Origin of the sequence: Bacillus sp. RHFS10 (genome assembly GCF_016757475.1) — a bacterium.
GTDB classification, from domain to species: Bacteria; Bacillota; Bacilli; order Bacillales; family Bacillaceae; genus Bacillus; species Bacillus subtilis_G.
The window spans coordinates 176,940-194,814 of record NZ_JAESPO010000006.1; the positions used below are offsets into that span (position 1 = coordinate 176,940).

Here is a 17,875-nt window from a genome sequence, read left to right on the forward strand (position 1 = left end):
CCTTTTGGGTATTAAATATAGATTTAACAGATATTTATCATATGGATATATCAGGAGTATGATGGAAATGAAAGCACAATTCAAGCGTAAAGGAGGGGGCAAAGTGAAACTCGTTGTCGGAATGACAGGGGCAACAGGGGCCATTTTCGGAGTCAGGCTGCTGGAGTGGCTGAAGGCCGCCGAAGTGGAAACCCATCTCGTTGTGTCTCCTTGGGCGAACGTCACGATCAAACACGAAACAGGCTGTACATTAAAAGAAGTGGAACAACTGGCTACATACACTTATTCGCATAAGGACCAGGCGGCAGCCATTTCAAGCGGGTCGTTTGATACCGATGGAATGATTGTTGCGCCATGCAGCATGAAATCACTCGCAAGCATTCGCACCGGGATGGCGGATAATCTGCTGACACGTGCGGCGGATGTCATGCTCAAGGAGAGAAAAAAACTCGTCCTCTTAACGAGAGAGACGCCTTTAAACCAGATTCATCTCGAAAATATGCTAGCGCTTACGAAAATGGGCGCCATCATTCTTCCTCCGATGCCGGCATTTTATAATCAGCCGGGCAGCTTAGAGGAAATGGTCGACCATATTGTCTTCAGAACGTTGGACCAATTTGGCATTCGCCTTCCTGAAGCGAAACGCTGGAATGGGATTGAAAAACAAAAAGGAGGAGCTTGACCATGGCTTATCAAGATTTCAGAGAATTTCTCGCTGCCCTTGACAAAGAAGGACAGCTGCTGACAGTGAATGAAGAGGTAAAGCCGGAGCCGGATTTAGGGGCCGCGGCACGAGCAGCCAGCAATCTTGGCGATAAAAGCCCGGCGCTTTTATTCAATAACATTTACGGCTACAATAACGCGCAAATTGCGATGAATGTGATCGGTTCCTGGCCGAACCATGCGATGATGCTCGGCATGCCGAAAGACACGCCGGTTAAAGAACAGTTTTTTGAATTCGCAAAGCGTTATGAACAGTTTCCGATGCCGGTCAAACGTGAGGAAACAGCGCCGTTTCATGAAAATGAAATCACCGAAGACATCAATTTGTTCGATATACTGCCTCTTTTCAGAATTAACCAAGGAGACGGCGGCTACTATTTAGACAAAGCGTGTGTCATTTCCCGCGATCTCGAAGACCCAGACAACTTCGGCAAACAAAACGTCGGCATTTACAGAATGCAGGTCAAAGGAAAAGACCGCCTCGGCATTCAGCCTGTACCGCAGCACGATATTGCGGTCCATCTGCGCCAAGCTGAAGAACGCGGGGTCAATCTTCCAGTCACCATTGCACTCGGCTGTGAGCCGGTCATTACAACGGCGGCATCGACTCCGCTTCTTTATGATCAATCAGAATACGAAATGGCGGGCGCGATTCAAGGCGAACCTTATCGCATTGTGAAATCAAAGCTGTCCGATCTAGATGTTCCAGGGGGCGCCGAAGTGGTGCTTGAAGGTGAAATCATTGCCGGAGAACGTGAGTATGAAGGCCCGTTCGGTGAGTTCACAGGCCATTATTCCGGCGGCCGCAGCATGCCGATTATCAAAATTAAACGCGTATATCACAGAAACAATCCGATTTTTGAACATTTATACTTAGGCATGCCTTGGACAGAATGCGATTACATGATTGGCATTAACACTTGTGTGCCGCTTTATCAGCAGTTAAAAGAAGCATATCCGAATGAAATTGTGGCTGTGAACGCCATGTACACACACGGTTTAATCGCGATTGTTTCCACAAAAACCCGCTATGGCGGATTTGCGAAAGCGGTCGGCATGCGCGCACTCACAACACCGCACGGACTTGGCTACTGCAAAATGGTCATTGTCGTTGACGAGGATGTCGATCCATTCAACCTTCCGCAGGTCATGTGGGCGCTTTCGACCAAAATGCATCCGAAACACGATGCGGTCATCATCCCGGAATTATCTGTCCTGCCGCTTGACCCGGGATCTAACCCATCAGGAATCACTCATAAAATGATTCTGGACGCCACTACACCTACTGCGCCAGAAACAAGAGGCCACTATTCACAGCCGCTTGATTCACCATTAACAACGAAAGAATGGGAACAAAAACTAATGGACTTGATGAATAAATAAGGAAAGGATGATCGACATGCATACATGTCCTCGATGCGATTCAAAAAAGGGAGAAATCATGAGCAAATCGCCTGTAGAAGGCGCCTGGGAAGTTTATCGGTGCCAAACATGCTTTTTTACATGGAGATCCTGTGAGCCGGAAAGCATGACAAATCCCGCGAAATACAATCCGGCGTTTAAAATTAATCCGAAGGAAACTGAATCAGCAATTGAAGTTCCGGCTGTGCCGGAACGAAAGGCCTGATCAGCGTGAGTTGTATATCAGACCGTCTCTTTGAGCTGCTTGACGGGAATCGCCTGAAGGAGAAGCAGCAGGAGGCTTTCGTTCTGCAAACGGTATCGGAGGATGGCTGGCCGCACGCCGCTATGATCAGCGTGGGAGAAATCATCGCTCTAAGCCGGACAGATATCCGAATCGCTTTGTGGAAAAACACAGTGACTGCCGCCAACATTCTTCGGACAGGAAAAGCGCAGTTCACGGCATGGTGGAAGGGATCAGCCCATTATGTAAAGCTGCAATGTGAGCTTTTGCCGCCTTTGAAAGAAGCCGAATATGACAGAGAACGTTTTGCCTGCCGCGTCGTTTCTGTGAAGGAAGACGTTGCGAAATATGCTGATTTGACTTCCGGTGTCCGTATCCGGCTTCACAGCCCTGATGAGGTGCTGAACAGATGGGAAAAGACGCTTGAGGAATTAAAACAGTAATATAGACAGCTCGAAAAAGTGAATCGTTTTCTTAGAAACAGCCGGTCTAGAGAGAAAGAAACGCTTTGAAATAGACATCGCGAATTTGCAGCAAGACATCAAAAAAGATCCTGAGAGACGCTTCGTACACATGTGTACGAAGCGCTGAGGCGAAAAGCTTTTATCAAGAGCGGCCGCATGCTGCTCTATGGAATGGTGATTTCACGAATATGCCGATCATTGATGAATGATAGGGCCATACATTTGCCGGGTTTGTCTTATTCAGCGGTTAGCAGATGTTCAAATACAGTGTACATCGGATAAGGGAGATATGAATACCTGGTCGCCCCTGTTGCGCTGTGGGATATTGTTGACGGTTTATATTCCCATGTGGAGAAGGTTATTTTTGAGGGTAGCGGCCATCAGCCGATGCTGGAAGAACCGCAAGCCTTAGATCAAAGCTTCAGCAAAAGGATGGACAAATAAGAAACAGCCCGCAGGCTAAAATCCGCGGGCTGTTTCTTATTATAAGACCCCTTTCATCGCACGCTTGATAATCGGCGAAAGCAGCAGAAGAATGCCGCCAAGTACGATAGAAATCAAGCCGATGGTGCCGAAGTAAGTTGTTTCAGGAATTTTATCAAATAATCCGGCTACTTGGGCATTGATCGCTTGGGCTGCTGCGTTAGTCAGAAACCACATACTCATTGTCTGTGCAGAGAATGCAGCTGGCGCCAGTTTCGTTGTCACGGATAAACCGACTGGAGACAGGCACAGCTCTCCAAGCACGACAAGCAGGAAGCTGAGAACGAGCCAAAGCGGGCTTACGAGTGCTTCTTTTCCTTGCATAGCCGGGAATACCATAATGATAAATGACAATCCGGCTAGAATAATTCCGATTGAGAATTTAACTGGCGTGGACGGCTGGCGTTTGCCAAGCTTCATCCATAGCCACGCGAAAATTGGCGCGAAAATGACGACAAACAATGGGTTTAATGATTGGAACCAAGATGACTGAAGTTCTAATCCGCCCAATGAAAGCCTTGTGCGTTCATCAGCGTATACCGCAAGAATGGTCGCTCCCTGTTCCTGAATGGCCCAGAACATGACAGCACCGATAAACAAAGGAATGTAAGCGGCAAGACGAGATTTTTCTGTTTTGTCCGCTTTTTTGCTTGTAAACATGATGATGAAATAAACAATAGGAATCAAAATACCGAGAATACTGACAAGGTCGATGAAACCATTGACCGTCAGCACGCCTGTTTGTACAGAAATAATCACTGCGATCGCCACAATGATAACACCGATTCCAGTACCAATCGCAGATTTTTTAGACAGCGGATTCGGCACATTTGAGCCTGCAAGCCCGAGGTTTTTCTTTCTTGTCAGAGCATATACGATAAGTCCGAGAAGCATTCCGACTGCGGCAGCTCCGAAGCCAAGATGATAGTTGTACTTCTGTCCGAGTGTTCCGACAATTAACGGCGCAAGTAAACCGCCAAGGTTAATCCCCATGTAGAAAATACTAAAACCTGAGTCGCGGCGCGGGTCTTCTTTCGTGTAAAGATCTCCAACCACACTTGAAACGTTTGGTTTTAATAAGCCTGTTCCGATAATGATAAGTGCCATGCTGATATAGAATGCTGTCGCGCTGCCCGGATAGGCGAGTGCAATGTGGCCGAACATAATGAATATGCCGCCGTAAAACACGGTGTTTGCGGTTCCGAATACCCGGTCAGCGAGCCATCCGCCGATAATAGTGGACATGTATACGAGTGATCCGTAAATTGACATAATGGCAACCGCTGTGCCTTTGTCAAAGCCAAGCCCTCCGTTTACCGTCTCTGTATACAAATAGTAAAGTAAGATTGCTCTCATTCCATAGTAAGAGAAACGCTCCCAAAATTCGGTGAAAAATAGCGTAAATAGTCCCCGCGGGTGACCAAAGAACCCTTTTTGCGGGACGCTTTTGATGATACTTTCGTTATCAATCGAAGCCATGTCAGCCAAACCCTTTCTTAAAAAAGTGTATTATAAAAATCATATTCTTATATAATACTTGTGTCAATATAATTTATACGCATTTCAAATAGTTCCATAATGGAAAAATTATAAATGTATGAAAATAGTGGTTTTATCCTAATTATTAAGTCCTTTTTCGTAAGATTTTCTTACAAAACTATTCCTTTATATTTTTTTGATAAAATTTTAGAGAGATGTGCAAGCGGATCGGGCCTTTGTGAGTATCATGATAGTAATCATGGAGAAGGAGGCTCGCAATTGGCTGAATTCATATTAAATGCGGCGGATTTCGGTATTTCAGGAGATGGTAAAACGGATTCAACAGAACTGATTAATCAGTGCCTCAGTATGGCTGTTTCGAAAGGATATCATACGGTCTGGTTTCCAAAGGGAACCTATTTAATAGACGGAACGCTTGGAGCAGATCCTAATCAGAAGTTTCGACATGCGGGGATTAAGGTTCCCGCCAACCTTGAGATTGTGATGGACCCCGAGTGTATCATCAAAGTCATCCCGAACAGTTCGTGGGGTTATTCCGCATTTTATGTAGGCAAGCAAGAAAATATCACCATTTCCGGAGGACAAATTATCGGCGAACGCGATGAGCATACGTACGCGTCCGCGGGGGTAAGGTCAACCCATGAATGGGGCTTCGGCATATGTATTGAAGGCTGTTCGAATGTTGTCATTGATGATGTCAAAATTTCGGATTTTACCGGCGACGGGATCATTGTCAGTCCAAGGGGATTAAAGACAAATAATGATTATCGAACGTCAGAGCATATTACCATCCGCCGCTGTGAGGTTCGGCGGTCGAGGAGAAATAACATTTCTATTACCGGATGTGACAGGGTTACGGTGGAGGAATGCGTGATTGAAGGCGCCGGAACGGGGAATGGAACAGCGCCGAAATTCGGAATTGACATAGAAGGATATGGCGAAGGCGATGTTGACTATGAAGAACCGATCAATGTATCCATTCGCAATAACCATTTTATAGGGAATGTTTCAAGTTCTGTGACCAATTTTAACGGGTACGGCATTTCAATAGAAGGAAACCACTCAGACAATACCATCAGCTATGGGTATGGAGCGCAGACTGTGATCAAAGGAAATATTCTCAGACGGGAGAAAGACGCGGCTCCTGCGCCTAGAGTCGGGATTACGGGACTCGGTGTGTCACAAGGAAAAGAGAGCAGTGATGCGGTGATCGCCGGCAATCTCATTACCGGGTTTTCATCCGGGATTGATGTCAGGGGAAAGAGCGTGCTTGTTACGAACAACAAAATCAGCAACTTTGAAAACACAGGGATATTGGTTTATCAGTCATCCGACGTAAAGGTAGACGGCAACCAGATTCAAAACGGACTGTCTGAAACAAGGCGCAGTACCGGCATTCGCGCAGTGCTGTCAGATGATGCCGCATTTTTGAATAACTGCCTCATTCAAGTCATTGACGGCGTGAATATTTCCGGGGGCGATATGATCATTAAAGATAATGTGCTGAGAAAATTCAGCCGGGGGATTTGGATCGCTCAAGGAAACGCGGTGATTGAAGGAAATACACTGAATCCTGACGCGTTTGAAGCAGTCCCTGAATCATATACTGTTTCTGTTACAAACAATGCGAGCGCTATCATCAAAAACAACACATGTAAAGAGTTTAAAAATTACCCGATTTACTGTTCCACAAGTGCGAAAACCTCAATTATCGGCAACCACTTCGAAAGATCTCCGCTTTTGGTCACCATCTATATCAACGCCGGTGTGCATGAGATTTTGGATAATACCATTTCAGTCAACAGAACAGCCGGAAATCCGATCGTCATGTATATCAACGGTTCTACGGGCTCTATCATTTCTGGAAACACCATCAATAACCTCTCCGCAGGCACGGCGACAGCCATTCAAACAAACACCTCAACCAATTCGAAAATCATCGGCAATCGCATCTTCAAAGGAACCATCAGCAAACATAGCAGCGATACAGCAGACGGCAATATAATCGTCTGAAAACCGCCCCTTCTAGGGGTTCTTTTTTTTCGATTTATACATCAAGAATATTTCTCTGCTCAATTCCAACATAAAAAATAAAAACACGATCCACTCAGCAAACGTTGTCATTTTGAAGCTGGACATATTGTTGTATATGGCTTTTATCAAGCTGAACCCTTGCAGCGTGTCCATGAAAACAGAAATAACTAACAGACAAAACAATAAAAGCGCGGTCACGCCTAATATCTTCATGATTGATCACCCTCCGCCTTTTAGTTTCTATCTTTATCAGAGAGTTATACCGCTCGCCGGACACATGCATAATCTTAACGCCTAAAGGGAGAATATGAGAAAACGACAAAGAAAGGTATTTGTGTATGCCTTTATTTTCAAAGCGAAAGAACAATACCGATGCAAAAGACAAGCAGAATACAGAAGAAAAGAATCACGAACAGCAGAAAGAAAAAGAAAGGCCGGTTCTCATTTCCCCAAGTTTGGAAAAAAACATAGCGGAAATGAAGAAGGAAGTCGGAAGCAGCGCTGATGTCATCATTCGCGAGATCAAAATCGGGGAACAGGAGCGTGTCCGCCTCGCCGTTATTTATATTGCGGGTCTGGTCGATAATAACACGCTTCATGAATCCTTAATTGAGCCTTTGGTTGAAGACCAGTCCATTCAAAATTCTCATGCGATCCAGCAGATTCTAGAAAAAACGCTTCCGCTGGGCGGGGTGAAGGCGGATAAAGATTGGGACAAGCTTTTTTCTGAATTAATGCTCGGCAATGCGCTGGTTTTTGCAGACGATTCAGAAGAGGCGCTGATCTGCAGCACACAGGGCGGAGAACAGCGCTCCATCCAAGAGCCGAGCACCCAGGTGTCCTTTCGCGGCCCGCGCCAAGGGTTTACAGAGTCTCTTCAAACCAATATTTCCATGATCCGACGATACATCAAAAATCCGAATGTATGGGTAGAGAAAATGAAAATCGGATCTGTAACACACACGGATGTCGCGCTGATGTACATTCATGGCATTTGTGAGGAAAAGGTGCTGAAGGAAGTTCGCTCACGCCTGAAAAGAATAGATATTGACAGTATTTTAGAGTCGGGGTATATCGAGCAGCTGATTGAAGATGAAACATTTACAACGTTTCCGACCATGTATCATACAGAACGCCCTGATGTTGTAGCGGGAAATCTGCTGGAAGGAAGATTTGCGATCCTTGTGGACGGAACGCCGTTTGTTCTGATTGCCCCGGCCTTATTTGTTCAATTCTTTCAGTCTGTTGAAGATTATTATTCGCGCTTTGACATTGCGACAAGCATAAGGATACTGCGGGTTTTAGTCTTTTTTATTTCACTTGTGGCGCCGGCTGTTTACGTGGCGGCCACGACGTTTCATCAGGAAATGATTCCCACACAGCTTTTGGTTGTCATTGCCGCCCAGCGGGAAATTGTCCCATTTCCGGCTGTTGTCGAAGCACTAACGATGGAGATTGCGTTTGAGATTCTCAGAGAAGCGGGAGTCAGGCTTCCGCGTGTCGTCGGCTCGGCGGTGTCTATCGTAGGTGCGCTTGTTATCGGCCAGGCCGCCGTACAGGCTGGCATCGTCTCTCCGGCTATGGTCATCATCGTTGCCCTCACGGCTATTGCCAGCTTTGCAACACCGGCGTTTGCGATGGCGATTTCAGCCCGGCTCATTCGGTTCATCTTTATTATTGCATCAGCTATTATAGGATTTTACGGGCTGATTTTAGGGATTATTATCATGATTGTCCATTTATGCAGCCTTCGTTCCTTTGGCGTTCCTTATATGTCGCCGCTTGCTCCCTATTCTTCTCAAGGTGTAAAGGACACGCTGTTTAGGGTGCCGTGGTGGGCCGATGAAAAACGGCCGGAATCAATCAGCAAGAAAGATAAAGTGCGCCAGTCAAAACATCAGCGGCCTTTGCCTGACGCTTCACGGGGAATGGTGAACAAAGAACTGGAAGAAGGGGATAAGGATGATACGTAATCGTGTATTAGCCGTTATCATGCTTTTAAGCATCATTGTGCTGCCCGGCTGCTGGGATAAGCGGGAACTGACGGACCTGGCGATTATTTCGGCAATTGGCATTGATAGAACAAATGAAGGAAACTATGTACTGCATTTTCAAATTATCAATCCCGGAAATGTAGCCGGCGGGCTTCAGGGAGGCGGCGCGGGAGACAGGCCGCCTGTATCCGTTTATTCGATTGAAGGTGACAACATGACGGAAGCGCTTAGAAAAGCCTCGATGAAAGTATCAAGGCGGCTTTACTTTGCCCATACGAATCTGATCGTGATCAGTGAAAAGCTGGCGAAAGAGGAAGGGTTGGATTTTGTGTTAGATAATCTTGACCGCGACACAGAATTCAGAACAACAGCCACAGTGGTCATCGCTCATAAAACGAAAGCGGAAAACATTGTGAAAACCCTGACCCCGATTGACAAAATTCCGTCAAATAAAGTCAATAAAACACTCGACTTTACACAGGCCCAATATGGGCGGGTCATTAAAACAAATATTCAGGACGTCATAAAAACTCTTGCTGCTTCGACACAAGCGCCGGTCATACCCGGGTATTTGATGATCGGTGACAGCGAAAAAGGGATCAGCCTGGAAAATACACAGGCGACTGATCCGAAAGCGATTCTTCAGGCGAACGGTTTAGCGGTCTTCGATAAAACCGGCCATTTAAAATATTGGATTGAAGATGATACGGTAAGCTCCGGTGTGGTTTGGCTTAAGAATCAAATTCAGCACACGTATATTAATACCGATTGGGGCAAGACAAAGGATGCGGTAAGCTTACAGATCACGCATCAAGTCACAAAGCTAAGCCCCGAGATGCGTAACGGCCGCCCGCGAATTCATGTTCATGTCACTGTCGAAGGCATCATAGACGCGGTCAAATACCCGTTTCAATTGTCTGATCCAAAGGTGCTGGCAAGCATCGAAAAAGCGCTAAACAAAGAATTGGAACATGAAATCAGCAGAACTGTTAAAACCATTAAAAAGAATAAAATAGATTTTATCGGATTTGGAGAGACGATCTACAGAAAGTATCCAAAGCAGTGGGAAAAAATGAAACGCACATGGGACAAAGAGTATTTGCCTGAACTGCCTGTCGATGTAAAGGCGGAGACGTATATCAGAAGAACGGGATTGCGTAATAATCCGCTCAGGCACCAGCTTGACTATGAATAGGCCTTAGAGAAAGGGGAAGTGACAGATGGAAAAAGCCCAAATCAGCATAAGGCAGCTGTTTGTCATGATTATCATTTTTGAGCTGGGCAGCTCCTTATTGATTACCCCGGGGACGATTGCGGGCCGTGATGCTTGGATAGCAGTGCTTTTGGGCTGTGCGGGCGGTTTGTTTCTGTTTTATTTGTATCAGGGCATATACCAATGCTACCCGGACTTTTCCCCGAAAGAATATATGGATGATATGCTCGGCACCACGCTCAGCTGGATTTTTTCATTTCTCTATATCTTATACTTTGCCTATATTGCCGCCCGGGTGCTGCGTGATTTCGGAGAAATGCTGCTGACGTTTGCATATCATGATACACCTATCATTATTGTCAATGCGCTATTAATAGTCGTAAGCATTTATGCAGTCAGAAAAGGGATTGAAGTGCTGGCCCGGTCAGCGGAACTTCTTTTTGGGGCCATGTATTTATTAGGTGCGCTCGGTCTCGTACTGCTTATTGTATCAGGCTCTGTAGAACCGCAAAATTTAAAACCGGTTTTAGCAGACGGCGTTTATCCTATCGTTCACTCGGTTTTTACGCAAACGATGTATGTACCGTTCGGTGAGGTTGTTTTATTTGTGATGATTTTTCCTTATCTCAGTGATCGTAAAGGTGTAAAAAAAACGGGGATGCTTGCCATGATCATCAGCGGATTGGTTGTGACGCTTACCGTGGCGATTAATATCAGTGTGCTTGATGTTGATTTGACATTGAGATCTCAGTTTCCGCTATTAAGCACAATTCAGACGATCAAGGTTGAAGAATTTTTAGACCGTCTCGACGTCCTTTTTATGCTGGCGCTGATTATCGGCGGTTTCTTTAAGGTCAGCCTTTATTTATACGCGGTGGTGGTGGGCGCGTCCACGCTTTTTAAGGAAAAGAACCCTTCTCAACTGGCTTATCCGATGGGATTTGGCATCTTAGTCCTTTCCATTACGATTGCGACCAACTTTTCGGAGCATTTGAACGAAGGCCTGAATGTGGTGCCGCTCTATATTCATTTGCCTTTTCAGTTTTTGTTTCCGCTTTTCTTGTTTATCATAGCCGTTTGGAAAAAGAAGAGAAGAGAGAAATTAAAGCCGTCGGAAGAAAAGAAACAATAAAAAGAGCGGGGGGATGCAGCCGCCGCTCTTTTTACGTTCACTTCTATATAAAAGGGGGATATAGGTTGCGCCCCTGTCTGCACTGGCAGAGGCGCGTTTTGTTATACGACTGCGACGTTTTCCTTCACAGTAAAGCTTCCTCTTGAAAGCCTGATGTTGATGTCCGAGACTTTCGCAATTTGCTCATCGTGCGTCACCATGATGACGCATTTTTTTTCCTTGTGCGCCAGATCTTGAAAGAGCCGCACTATTTCTTTTGATGTATCCTCATCAAGGTTCCCTGTCGGTTCATCGGCTGCGATGAGATCCGTGTCACAGCAGAAAGCCCTTGTAATTGAAACCCGCTGCTGCTGTCCGCCGCTCAGTGTCAGCACTTTTTGCCGGGCTTGTTTTTCATTGATGCCGACCTTCTGGAGCATTTCCAGCGCGTACGCTTCTTTGTTCTTTTCTTTAGAACCTGTGATTTCCATTGCGGTTGTGACGTTTTGAAGAGCTGTCATATATGGGAGCAGGTTGTACGCCTGAAAGACAATGGATACATATTGATTTCTGAAATTTGTTAAGCCGATTTTGGAAACAGCTTTTCCGCCGTAAAGAATCGTTCCTTCTTTTGGTGCGTCAAGTCCGCCTGCCAGAGACAGGAAAGTGGTTTTTCCTGTCCCTGATGTGCCGACGATCGTGTAGAATTTTCCTTTTTGAAAGCTGATGTTGATATCCTGAAACAATGGTTGGCTCTTGTCTTTATACCAGTAGCCGACTTGTTGAAATTCTAATAAGCTCATAGGTTTCGCCTCTTTCTATTCCTGTTTTGTCAATATCATTTTCGGATGGAGCCGCAGTACTGAAATAGACGGCAGCAATGTTGCGATGATGGCGATTAAGATGCCGATTCCGCCAAGAACAAGCATGTCGTTCATAGAAACCGCGACGTTCAGTGAATCAATGACATTCGTGTTTGCTGAGCTGTGGCCGAACATTCCGCCGCCCATTCCGCCGCCAGGCATTTGTCCGTTTTGTGCGCTTGCGTTTTGCGTTGAATCAGTTGATGAACTGACCTGCTGGGATAAAAGCTGATTTCCGAGCTGGTTTGCGACTAGATTTCCCGTCACTGATGCAAGACCGATGGCGATAACGGCCACGATCAAAATCTCAGCTAAGAACTGTCCGATCAATTTCCAGCGTTTTTCACCGATGGCCATTAATACGCCCATCTCATATTTTCGTTCTCTGGTTGACATCATAACAATCAGGCCGAGAATGACCGCGCCCGCCGCTGATACAAGGTACACGACGTTTTTAGAGAATGAAGCCACATTTTCAATCGGACCGACCATTTGCTGGTAAAGCTGGTCGTTTGTATTCAGTGTGTACGTATCAAAATCAATTGATGTTTTCTTCGCTGCTTTTACGAAAGCATCCATATTTTTCGCATCGTCCATATAGTAAACAGCTGAGTCGATTGTGTTTTTATAGTCGTCACCTTTCAGCGCCGCTGTTGCTGTGTAAGGTGTGTACAGCTTGTTGTAAGGATTTAAAAAAGAGAAATTCTGGGCTTGGTCGTCGCCTGAAGACGTTGTTTTATAGATACCGACAATCTTCAGCGTCACCGTTGTATCTTCATCCGTGGCTGATTCAATTGTGATCGAATCACCTACGCTTAAATCATTTTCTTCCGCTAATGTTTCATTAATCACTGTTATTTTTTTGCCGACGTCTGATTTTGTAATCGCGCGTCCGTCTGTGATTTTTGAATCTCCGTCAGAGAAATCATCGACTAACGCTGTGCTGATGACACCTTCAATCGAAAGATCGGCTTGAACCATTTGCGGTCCGCCTTGTCCGCCGCCTTGGCTGTTTTTCGTATTTGTGCTTGAACTGCTTGAACTGGAATCACTTGAACTAGAGCTTTCAATCGCATCAAAGTTTCCTGCGTTGGCTGAAGCTGATGTGGTGTAGTTGTAGCTCTTCACATGATCAAGTGCTGCAAGTTTATTCGCATCAGATACTTTGATCGGTGTTGATTCGAAGCTGCGCTTTTCTCCGCTGTCCTGCTGTTTTTCCATTTGCTTTTGGCGGTCCACCTGGAGCGTCACGCTTCCGCCTAGCTCCTGTCTGGCCAGTTCGCTTGATTTTTGTGCTGCCGACTGAATGGTGAGGCCTGACAGAACAAAGACACATATGACTGTAAACACAAATAATTGCAATAACGTTTTTCCCTTTTTCGCCTTCATATTCCAAAAGGCCCGTTTGATAAAGTTCATGTATGTTCCTCCGTATAGGTAGTTTTATTGATAAGGCCGCCTGTGGAGCGGGCCCGCTTGCTGATAAATTAATAGTAGTCCTAAGGTATGAAAAAACTATGAACAATGTATTGCTAGTTGATTAAATAAAAACTAACAATTGTGAAACACAAAACCTCCTGTGCAAAATGGTGCTATGATATAGAAAAGCATCAAAACAACCGGAGGATCTAATGAAAATATTAATGATAGAAGATAACGTTAGTGTATGTACGATGACGGAGATGTTCTTTTTTAAGGAAGGTTTTGAAGCGGAATTCGTTCATGACGGGTTAGAGGGGTACCAGCGTTTTACGGAGGATAATTGGGATCTGATCATTTTGGACATTATGCTTCCCTCTATGGACGGCATGACCATCTGCAGAAAAATAAGAGAGACAAGCACGGTTCCGATTATCATGCTGACTGCCAAAGACACTGAATCAGATCAGGTTATCGGTTTTGAGATGGGAGCGGACGATTATGTCACGAAGCCGTTCAGTCCGCTGACGTTGGTTGCCCGCATCAAAGCCGTTATCAGAAGATATCAGGCGACAGGCAAGGCGGTTATGGATGATGATATGATCGAATCTGAATGTTTTACAATTAATAAGAAGACGAGAGAAGTATTCTTAAACGGAGAGCCTGTGGAAAACCTCACGCCGAAGGAATTCGATCTGCTTTATTACCTGGTCCAAAATCCGCGGCAGGTGTTCTCCAGAGAACAGCTGCTTGAGCAGGTATGGGGCTATCAGTTCTACGGAGATGAGCGAACGGTCGACGTTCATATTAAACGGCTGCGGAAAAAGCTTGCCAGCGAGGACAAGCCTTTCCTATATACGGTGTGGGGAGTAGGGTATAAATTTGATGAAGATTAAATATTTATATCAGCTGCTGCTGAGCCATATCAGTATTTTGATTTTAGCGTTTGTCATTATCATTTCTCTCTTTTCCCACTTTGTGAAAGAGTTTGCCTATCAAAACAAAGTAGAGGAATTGACGTCATACGCTGTGCAGATCGCAAACGAATTCCAAGGCGGCCAGATTGACATGCACAGGCTGTACCCGTATCAGGACTTGCTGAGCACGAGAAAGACACAATTCATGCTCTTTGATGAAAAGCAACGCCCTTACTTCATGCCCGAAGGTTTTCCGCCAAGAGAAAAGCTTAAGAAATCAGAGTGGAGTAAGCTGAAGAAAGGGCAGACTGTCATGATCAGAGCGGATGGCCGTTTCGATGATGAAGTCTCTCTTGTGGCGCAGCCTATTTATGTCCAGAACGAATTTAAAGGGGCCGTTCTACTGATTTCTCCGATCAGCGGTGTTGAACAGATGGTCAATCAAGTTAATCTCTACATGTTTTATGCCGTGATCAGCACGCTTGCCATTTCCATTCTCGTTAGCTGGCTGCTATCGAAATTCCATGTGAAACGGATTGAAAAGCTAAGAGAAGCGACGGATAAAGTGGCTTCCGGTGATTATGACATTCACTTGGAAAGCAGCTACGGGGACGAAATCGGCGTGCTGGCGTCTGATTTTACGATCATGGCGAAAAAATTAAAGCAATCAAGGGATGAAATCGACCGCCTTGAGAAGCGGAGAAGACAGTTTATCGCTGATGTATCACACGAATTAAAAACACCGCTGACGACGATTAACGGCTTGGTTGAAGGACTGAACAGCCATACGATTCCTGATGATAAGAAGGAAAAATGCTTCTCGCTCATCAGTGAGGAAACAAAGCGCATGCTGCGGCTCGTCAAAGAAAATCTAGATTATGAAAAAATCAGATCCCAGCAAATTACCTTGAACAAGCTCGATGTTCCGCTGATTGAGGTTTTTGAAATTGTGAAAGAGCACTTGGAACAGCAGGCGGAAGAAAAGCAAAACAAGCTGACGATTCAGGTAGAGGATCACGTCATCGTTCACGCCGATTACGACCGGCTCATTCAAATCCTCGTCAACATGACAAAAAACAGTATCCAATTTACGCAAAACGGTAACATTTGGCTGCGCGGAATAGAAGGATATAAAGAGACGATTATCGAAATTGAAGATACGGGAGTCGGCATCTCAAAAGAGGATATTGAGCATATTTGGGAGCGGTTCTACAAAGCTGATATTTCAAGAACGAACACGGCATACGGGGAATACGGACTCGGTCTCTCCATCGTCAAGCAGCTCGTTGAAATGCATCAGGGCACAGTAGAAATCAAGAGTGAAGAAGGAAAAGGCACAACATTCATCATCCGCCTTCCTTTAACGGCAAAACAGCCATAACATACAGGGCGGCGGCATCATGAGGTGCAACCGCCTTTTTTGCGTATCACTTCGGTTTATTGCGTGCTCCCGAAACAAAGATTGCGTGTTTTTCGGGTTGGGACGGTCTGTAAACATGATAAAATATGACATAAACAGTTTTTGATGGGAGAGGGTGAAGGAATGAAGAGCGGGGTGATTCCTTCTTCAGCGGTCGGTCAAAAAATTAACGAGTGGTACAAATATATCCGCACATTCAGCGTGCCGGATGCCGAAGTGTTAAAAGCTGAAATCCAGCAGGAACTGAAACACATGCAGCATGATTCCAACTTGCTGCTCTATTATTCACTAATGGAATTTCGCCACCAGCTTATGCTTGATTATCTTGAGCCGTTAGAGAAATTAAATATCGAGGACCAGCCAAGCCTGTCTGAATTATCAAGAAACATTGACAGCAACCAGGCGGATCTCAAAGGGCTGCTCGACTACTATGTGAATTTTTTCCGCGGGATGTATGAATTTGATAAGCGGGAATTTATTTCTGCCATTACATACTATAAACAGGCGGAAAAGAAGCTCTCCTTTGTCGCAGACCATATTGAACGGGCTGAATTCTATTTTAAAATCGCGGAAGCTTATTATTATATGAAGCAAACGTACTTTTCACTGATCAATATAAAAAACGCCTATGAAATTTATGTGGAGCAGGAAACCTATAATGTGAGAATCATTCAATGCCATTTCGTCTACGGGGTTAACCTGATGGATGAAAGGAATTTTGAACAAGCCGCAAGCCATTTTAAATTGGCGCTCGATATGGCCGAAGCAGAACAAAAAGCCCAGCTGGTCGGAAGAGCATACTACAATCTCGGACTATGCTATTACAATCAAGACATTCTCGACCCTGCTATTGACTACTTTGAAAAAGCGGTCTCCACGTTTGAAAGCAGCCGGATTATCAATTCACTGCCGCAAGCCTATTTTTTAATCACCCTGATTTATTATAAACGGGGAAAACATGATAAAGCTTCGGCATATCACAAGCGGGGCTATGAATATGCTAAAGAAACAGACGATGCAGATTACGCGGTAAAATTCGAGTTTTTGAAATCCCTATATCAGGATCAGCCCAATGAAATAGGAATCGAACGATGTTTCCAATACTTAAAAAATAAAAATATGTACGCTGATATAGAGGATTTAGCCCTAGAAGTAGCAAAATATTACTATGAACAGAAATGGTTTAAACTGTCTGCTTCCTACTTTCTAAAAGTTGAAGAGGCAAGAAAACAAATACAAAGGAGTGAAGGTTTGTATGAAATTGAAATCTAAGTTGTTTGTTATTTGTTTAGCCGCGGCTGCAATTTTTACAGCGGCTGGCGTCTCAGCTAACGCGGAAGCACTCGACTTTCATGTGGCGGAAAGAGGAATGACGTAAGAACCAGCCCCTTCTCATTAGTGAGAAGGGGTTTTTTACAGAAACAGCCCCGCAAGACATGTATGTCACGGCGCTGCTCTTCACCGGAGAATATTTTTCTTAGTATCCCCCGTTATAAAATGCAGTACCCACAATAATCAAGAGGATAAATAACACAACGATCAAAGTAAATGAGCTTCCTCCATAACCTGACATCTTGTGCCACCTCCTTGTGAGATTACATTATCATATGCTGAATGATCACAGAGGATTGGGTATGGACCATATAAAAAACAAAAACGCCGTAAGATTAATTTGTCTTACGGCGCCATACGAGGTAAGTGAAAAAGGTTTAGTAGAAGCCGCCGCCTACATAAGCGGCTCCAACAATAATCAAAAGAATAAACAATACAACGATTAAAGCGAATGAATTATTGTAACCGCCGCCGCCAGTGTATCCTGACATAAGGCTTCACCTCCCTATAATGGATACTATAAGGTATGCAGAACAGGTCCGTTTGTCAGGGCCATTAGAGGACAAGAGAAAAAATGGACACAGCTATGAGCCAGATGGGCATAAAAAAATAGCGGGCGTTTGCGCCCGCTCAGGCTGTCGAGAAAATCTCGACAGCCTTTATTTTTCCTTAAAATATCCATTCCTCTGTAATAAAATAAAAGAAAGACTAAAAAGGACGGTGTCTTTCTTATGTTCCACACAAGAAATTCTTCTCA

At 44.9% G+C, this 17,875-nt stretch carries 18 protein-coding genes and 1 pseudogene; 13 read left to right on the top strand and 6 right to left on the bottom strand.

Going from position 1 to position 17,875, the window contains the following annotated elements:
* Positions 1-67 precede the first annotated feature (67 nt).
* The 5 genes and pseudogenes from JMN17_RS18390 to JMN17_RS18410 all read left to right on the top strand — a co-directional run.
* Complete coding sequence (locus JMN17_RS18390) at positions 68-682, top strand: non-oxidative hydroxyarylic acid decarboxylases subunit B (RefSeq protein ID WP_202328860.1); 615 nt, start codon at positions 68-70, stop codon at positions 680-682.
* A gap of 2 nt (positions 683-684) precedes the next feature.
* Positions 685-2,106 (top strand): phenolic acid decarboxylase BsdC, encoded by a 1,422-nt coding sequence (gene bsdC, locus JMN17_RS18395; protein ID WP_202328863.1) that lies wholly within the window; start codon positions 685-687, stop codon positions 2,104-2,106.
* A 16-nt stretch (positions 2,107-2,122) separates the two neighbouring features.
* Positions 2,123-2,350, top strand: a complete 228-nt coding sequence (locus JMN17_RS18400) for a non-oxidative hydroxyarylic acid decarboxylases subunit D (RefSeq protein ID WP_202328865.1) — start codon at positions 2,123-2,125, stop codon at positions 2,348-2,350.
* A complete protein-coding gene (locus JMN17_RS18405; RefSeq protein ID WP_087993050.1) occupies positions 2,347-2,811 on the top strand; it encodes a pyridoxamine 5'-phosphate oxidase family protein in 465 nt (154 codons plus the stop codon). The genes JMN17_RS18400 and JMN17_RS18405 overlap by 4 nt, the downstream gene beginning before the upstream one ends.
* Positions 2,812-2,839: 28 nt before the next feature.
* Positions 2,840-3,276, top strand: a pseudogene (locus JMN17_RS18410) (alpha/beta fold hydrolase); the annotation flags it as partial.
* 39 nt (positions 3,277-3,315) lie between these two features.
* Here JMN17_RS18410 and JMN17_RS18415 read toward each other — a convergent pair.
* Complete coding sequence (locus JMN17_RS18415; protein ID WP_087993049.1) at positions 3,316-4,794, bottom strand: peptide MFS transporter; 1,479 nt, start codon at positions 4,792-4,794, stop codon at positions 3,316-3,318.
* A 279-nt stretch (positions 4,795-5,073) separates the two neighbouring features.
* On the opposite strand from JMN17_RS18415, the gene JMN17_RS18420 reads away from it, so the two are divergent.
* Positions 5,074-6,828 carry a right-handed parallel beta-helix repeat-containing protein gene (locus JMN17_RS18420; RefSeq protein ID WP_202328873.1) on the top strand — a complete coding sequence of 585 codons (1,755 nt, stop codon included), beginning with the start codon at positions 5,074-5,076 and terminating at the stop codon, positions 6,826-6,828.
* Between the two features lie 12 nt (positions 6,829-6,840).
* On the opposite strand, the gene JMN17_RS18425 is transcribed toward JMN17_RS18420, so the two are convergent.
* Positions 6,841-7,062 carry a hypothetical protein gene (locus JMN17_RS18425; RefSeq protein WP_087993047.1) on the bottom strand — a complete coding sequence of 74 codons (222 nt, stop codon included), beginning with the start codon at positions 7,060-7,062 and terminating at the stop codon, positions 6,841-6,843.
* A 125-nt stretch (positions 7,063-7,187) separates the two neighbouring features.
* On the opposite strand from JMN17_RS18425, the gene gerKA reads away from it, so the two are divergent.
* Genes gerKA through JMN17_RS18440 form a run of 3 tightly spaced genes read left to right on the top strand, consistent with a single transcriptional unit; the run spans position 7,188 to position 11,188 of the window.
* A complete protein-coding gene (gene gerKA / locus JMN17_RS18430; RefSeq protein ID WP_087993046.1) occupies positions 7,188-8,822 on the top strand; it encodes a spore germination protein GerKA in 1,635 nt (544 codons plus the stop codon).
* Positions 8,812-10,038 (top strand): Ger(x)C family spore germination protein, encoded by a 1,227-nt coding sequence (locus JMN17_RS18435; RefSeq protein WP_202328874.1) that lies wholly within the window; start codon positions 8,812-8,814, stop codon positions 10,036-10,038. The genes gerKA and JMN17_RS18435 overlap by 11 nt, the downstream gene beginning before the upstream one ends.
* Positions 10,039-10,063: 25 nt before the next feature.
* Positions 10,064-11,188 carry a spore germination protein gene (locus tag JMN17_RS18440; RefSeq protein WP_202328875.1) on the top strand — a complete coding sequence of 375 codons (1,125 nt, stop codon included), beginning with the start codon at positions 10,064-10,066 and terminating at the stop codon, positions 11,186-11,188.
* Positions 11,189-11,289: 101 nt separating this feature from the next.
* On the opposite strand, the gene JMN17_RS18445 is transcribed toward JMN17_RS18440, so the two are convergent.
* Together JMN17_RS18445 and JMN17_RS18450 are read right to left on the bottom strand one after the other, a co-directional pair.
* A complete protein-coding gene (locus JMN17_RS18445; RefSeq protein ID WP_087993043.1) occupies positions 11,290-11,970 on the bottom strand; it encodes an ABC transporter ATP-binding protein in 681 nt (226 codons plus the stop codon).
* Positions 11,971-11,985: 15 nt separating this feature from the next.
* Positions 11,986-13,449 (bottom strand): ABC transporter permease, encoded by a 1,464-nt coding sequence (locus tag JMN17_RS18450; RefSeq protein WP_202328876.1) that lies wholly within the window; start codon positions 13,447-13,449, stop codon positions 11,986-11,988.
* Positions 13,450-13,661: 212 nt separating this feature from the next.
* Here JMN17_RS18450 and yclJ point away from each other — a divergent pair, with 212 nt between their 5' ends.
* From yclJ to phrC, 4 genes are all read left to right on the top strand, one after another.
* Positions 13,662-14,345 carry a two-component system response regulator YclJ gene (gene yclJ / locus JMN17_RS18455; RefSeq protein WP_087993041.1) on the top strand — a complete coding sequence of 228 codons (684 nt, stop codon included), beginning with the start codon at positions 13,662-13,664 and terminating at the stop codon, positions 14,343-14,345.
* Positions 14,332-15,747, top strand: coding sequence for a sensor histidine kinase (locus JMN17_RS18460; protein WP_087993040.1), 1,416 nt, complete (start codon positions 14,332-14,334; stop codon positions 15,745-15,747). Before yclJ ends, JMN17_RS18460 begins: the two co-directional genes overlap by 14 nt.
* 162 nt (positions 15,748-15,909) lie before the next feature.
* Entirely contained in the window at positions 15,910-17,058 is a 1,149-nt protein-coding gene (gene rapC, locus JMN17_RS18465; RefSeq protein ID WP_087993039.1) for a response regulator aspartate phosphatase RapC, read from the top strand.
* Positions 17,042-17,164 carry a phosphatase RapC inhibitor PhrC gene (gene phrC / locus JMN17_RS18470; protein WP_087993038.1) on the top strand — a complete coding sequence of 41 codons (123 nt, stop codon included), beginning with the start codon at positions 17,042-17,044 and terminating at the stop codon, positions 17,162-17,164. The genes rapC and phrC overlap by 17 nt, the downstream gene beginning before the upstream one ends.
* A gap of 99 nt (positions 17,165-17,263) precedes the next feature.
* On the opposite strand, the gene JMN17_RS18475 is transcribed toward phrC, so the two are convergent.
* Positions 17,264-17,359 (bottom strand): YjcZ family sporulation protein, encoded by a 96-nt coding sequence (locus JMN17_RS18475; protein WP_087993037.1) that lies wholly within the window; start codon positions 17,357-17,359, stop codon positions 17,264-17,266.
* 136 nt (positions 17,360-17,495) lie between these two features.
* Positions 17,496-17,609: a YjcZ family sporulation protein gene (locus JMN17_RS18480; RefSeq protein WP_039075856.1), complete on the bottom strand. Its 114-nt coding sequence runs from the start codon at positions 17,607-17,609 to the stop codon at positions 17,496-17,498.
* Between the last annotated feature and the right edge of the window lie 266 nt (positions 17,610-17,875).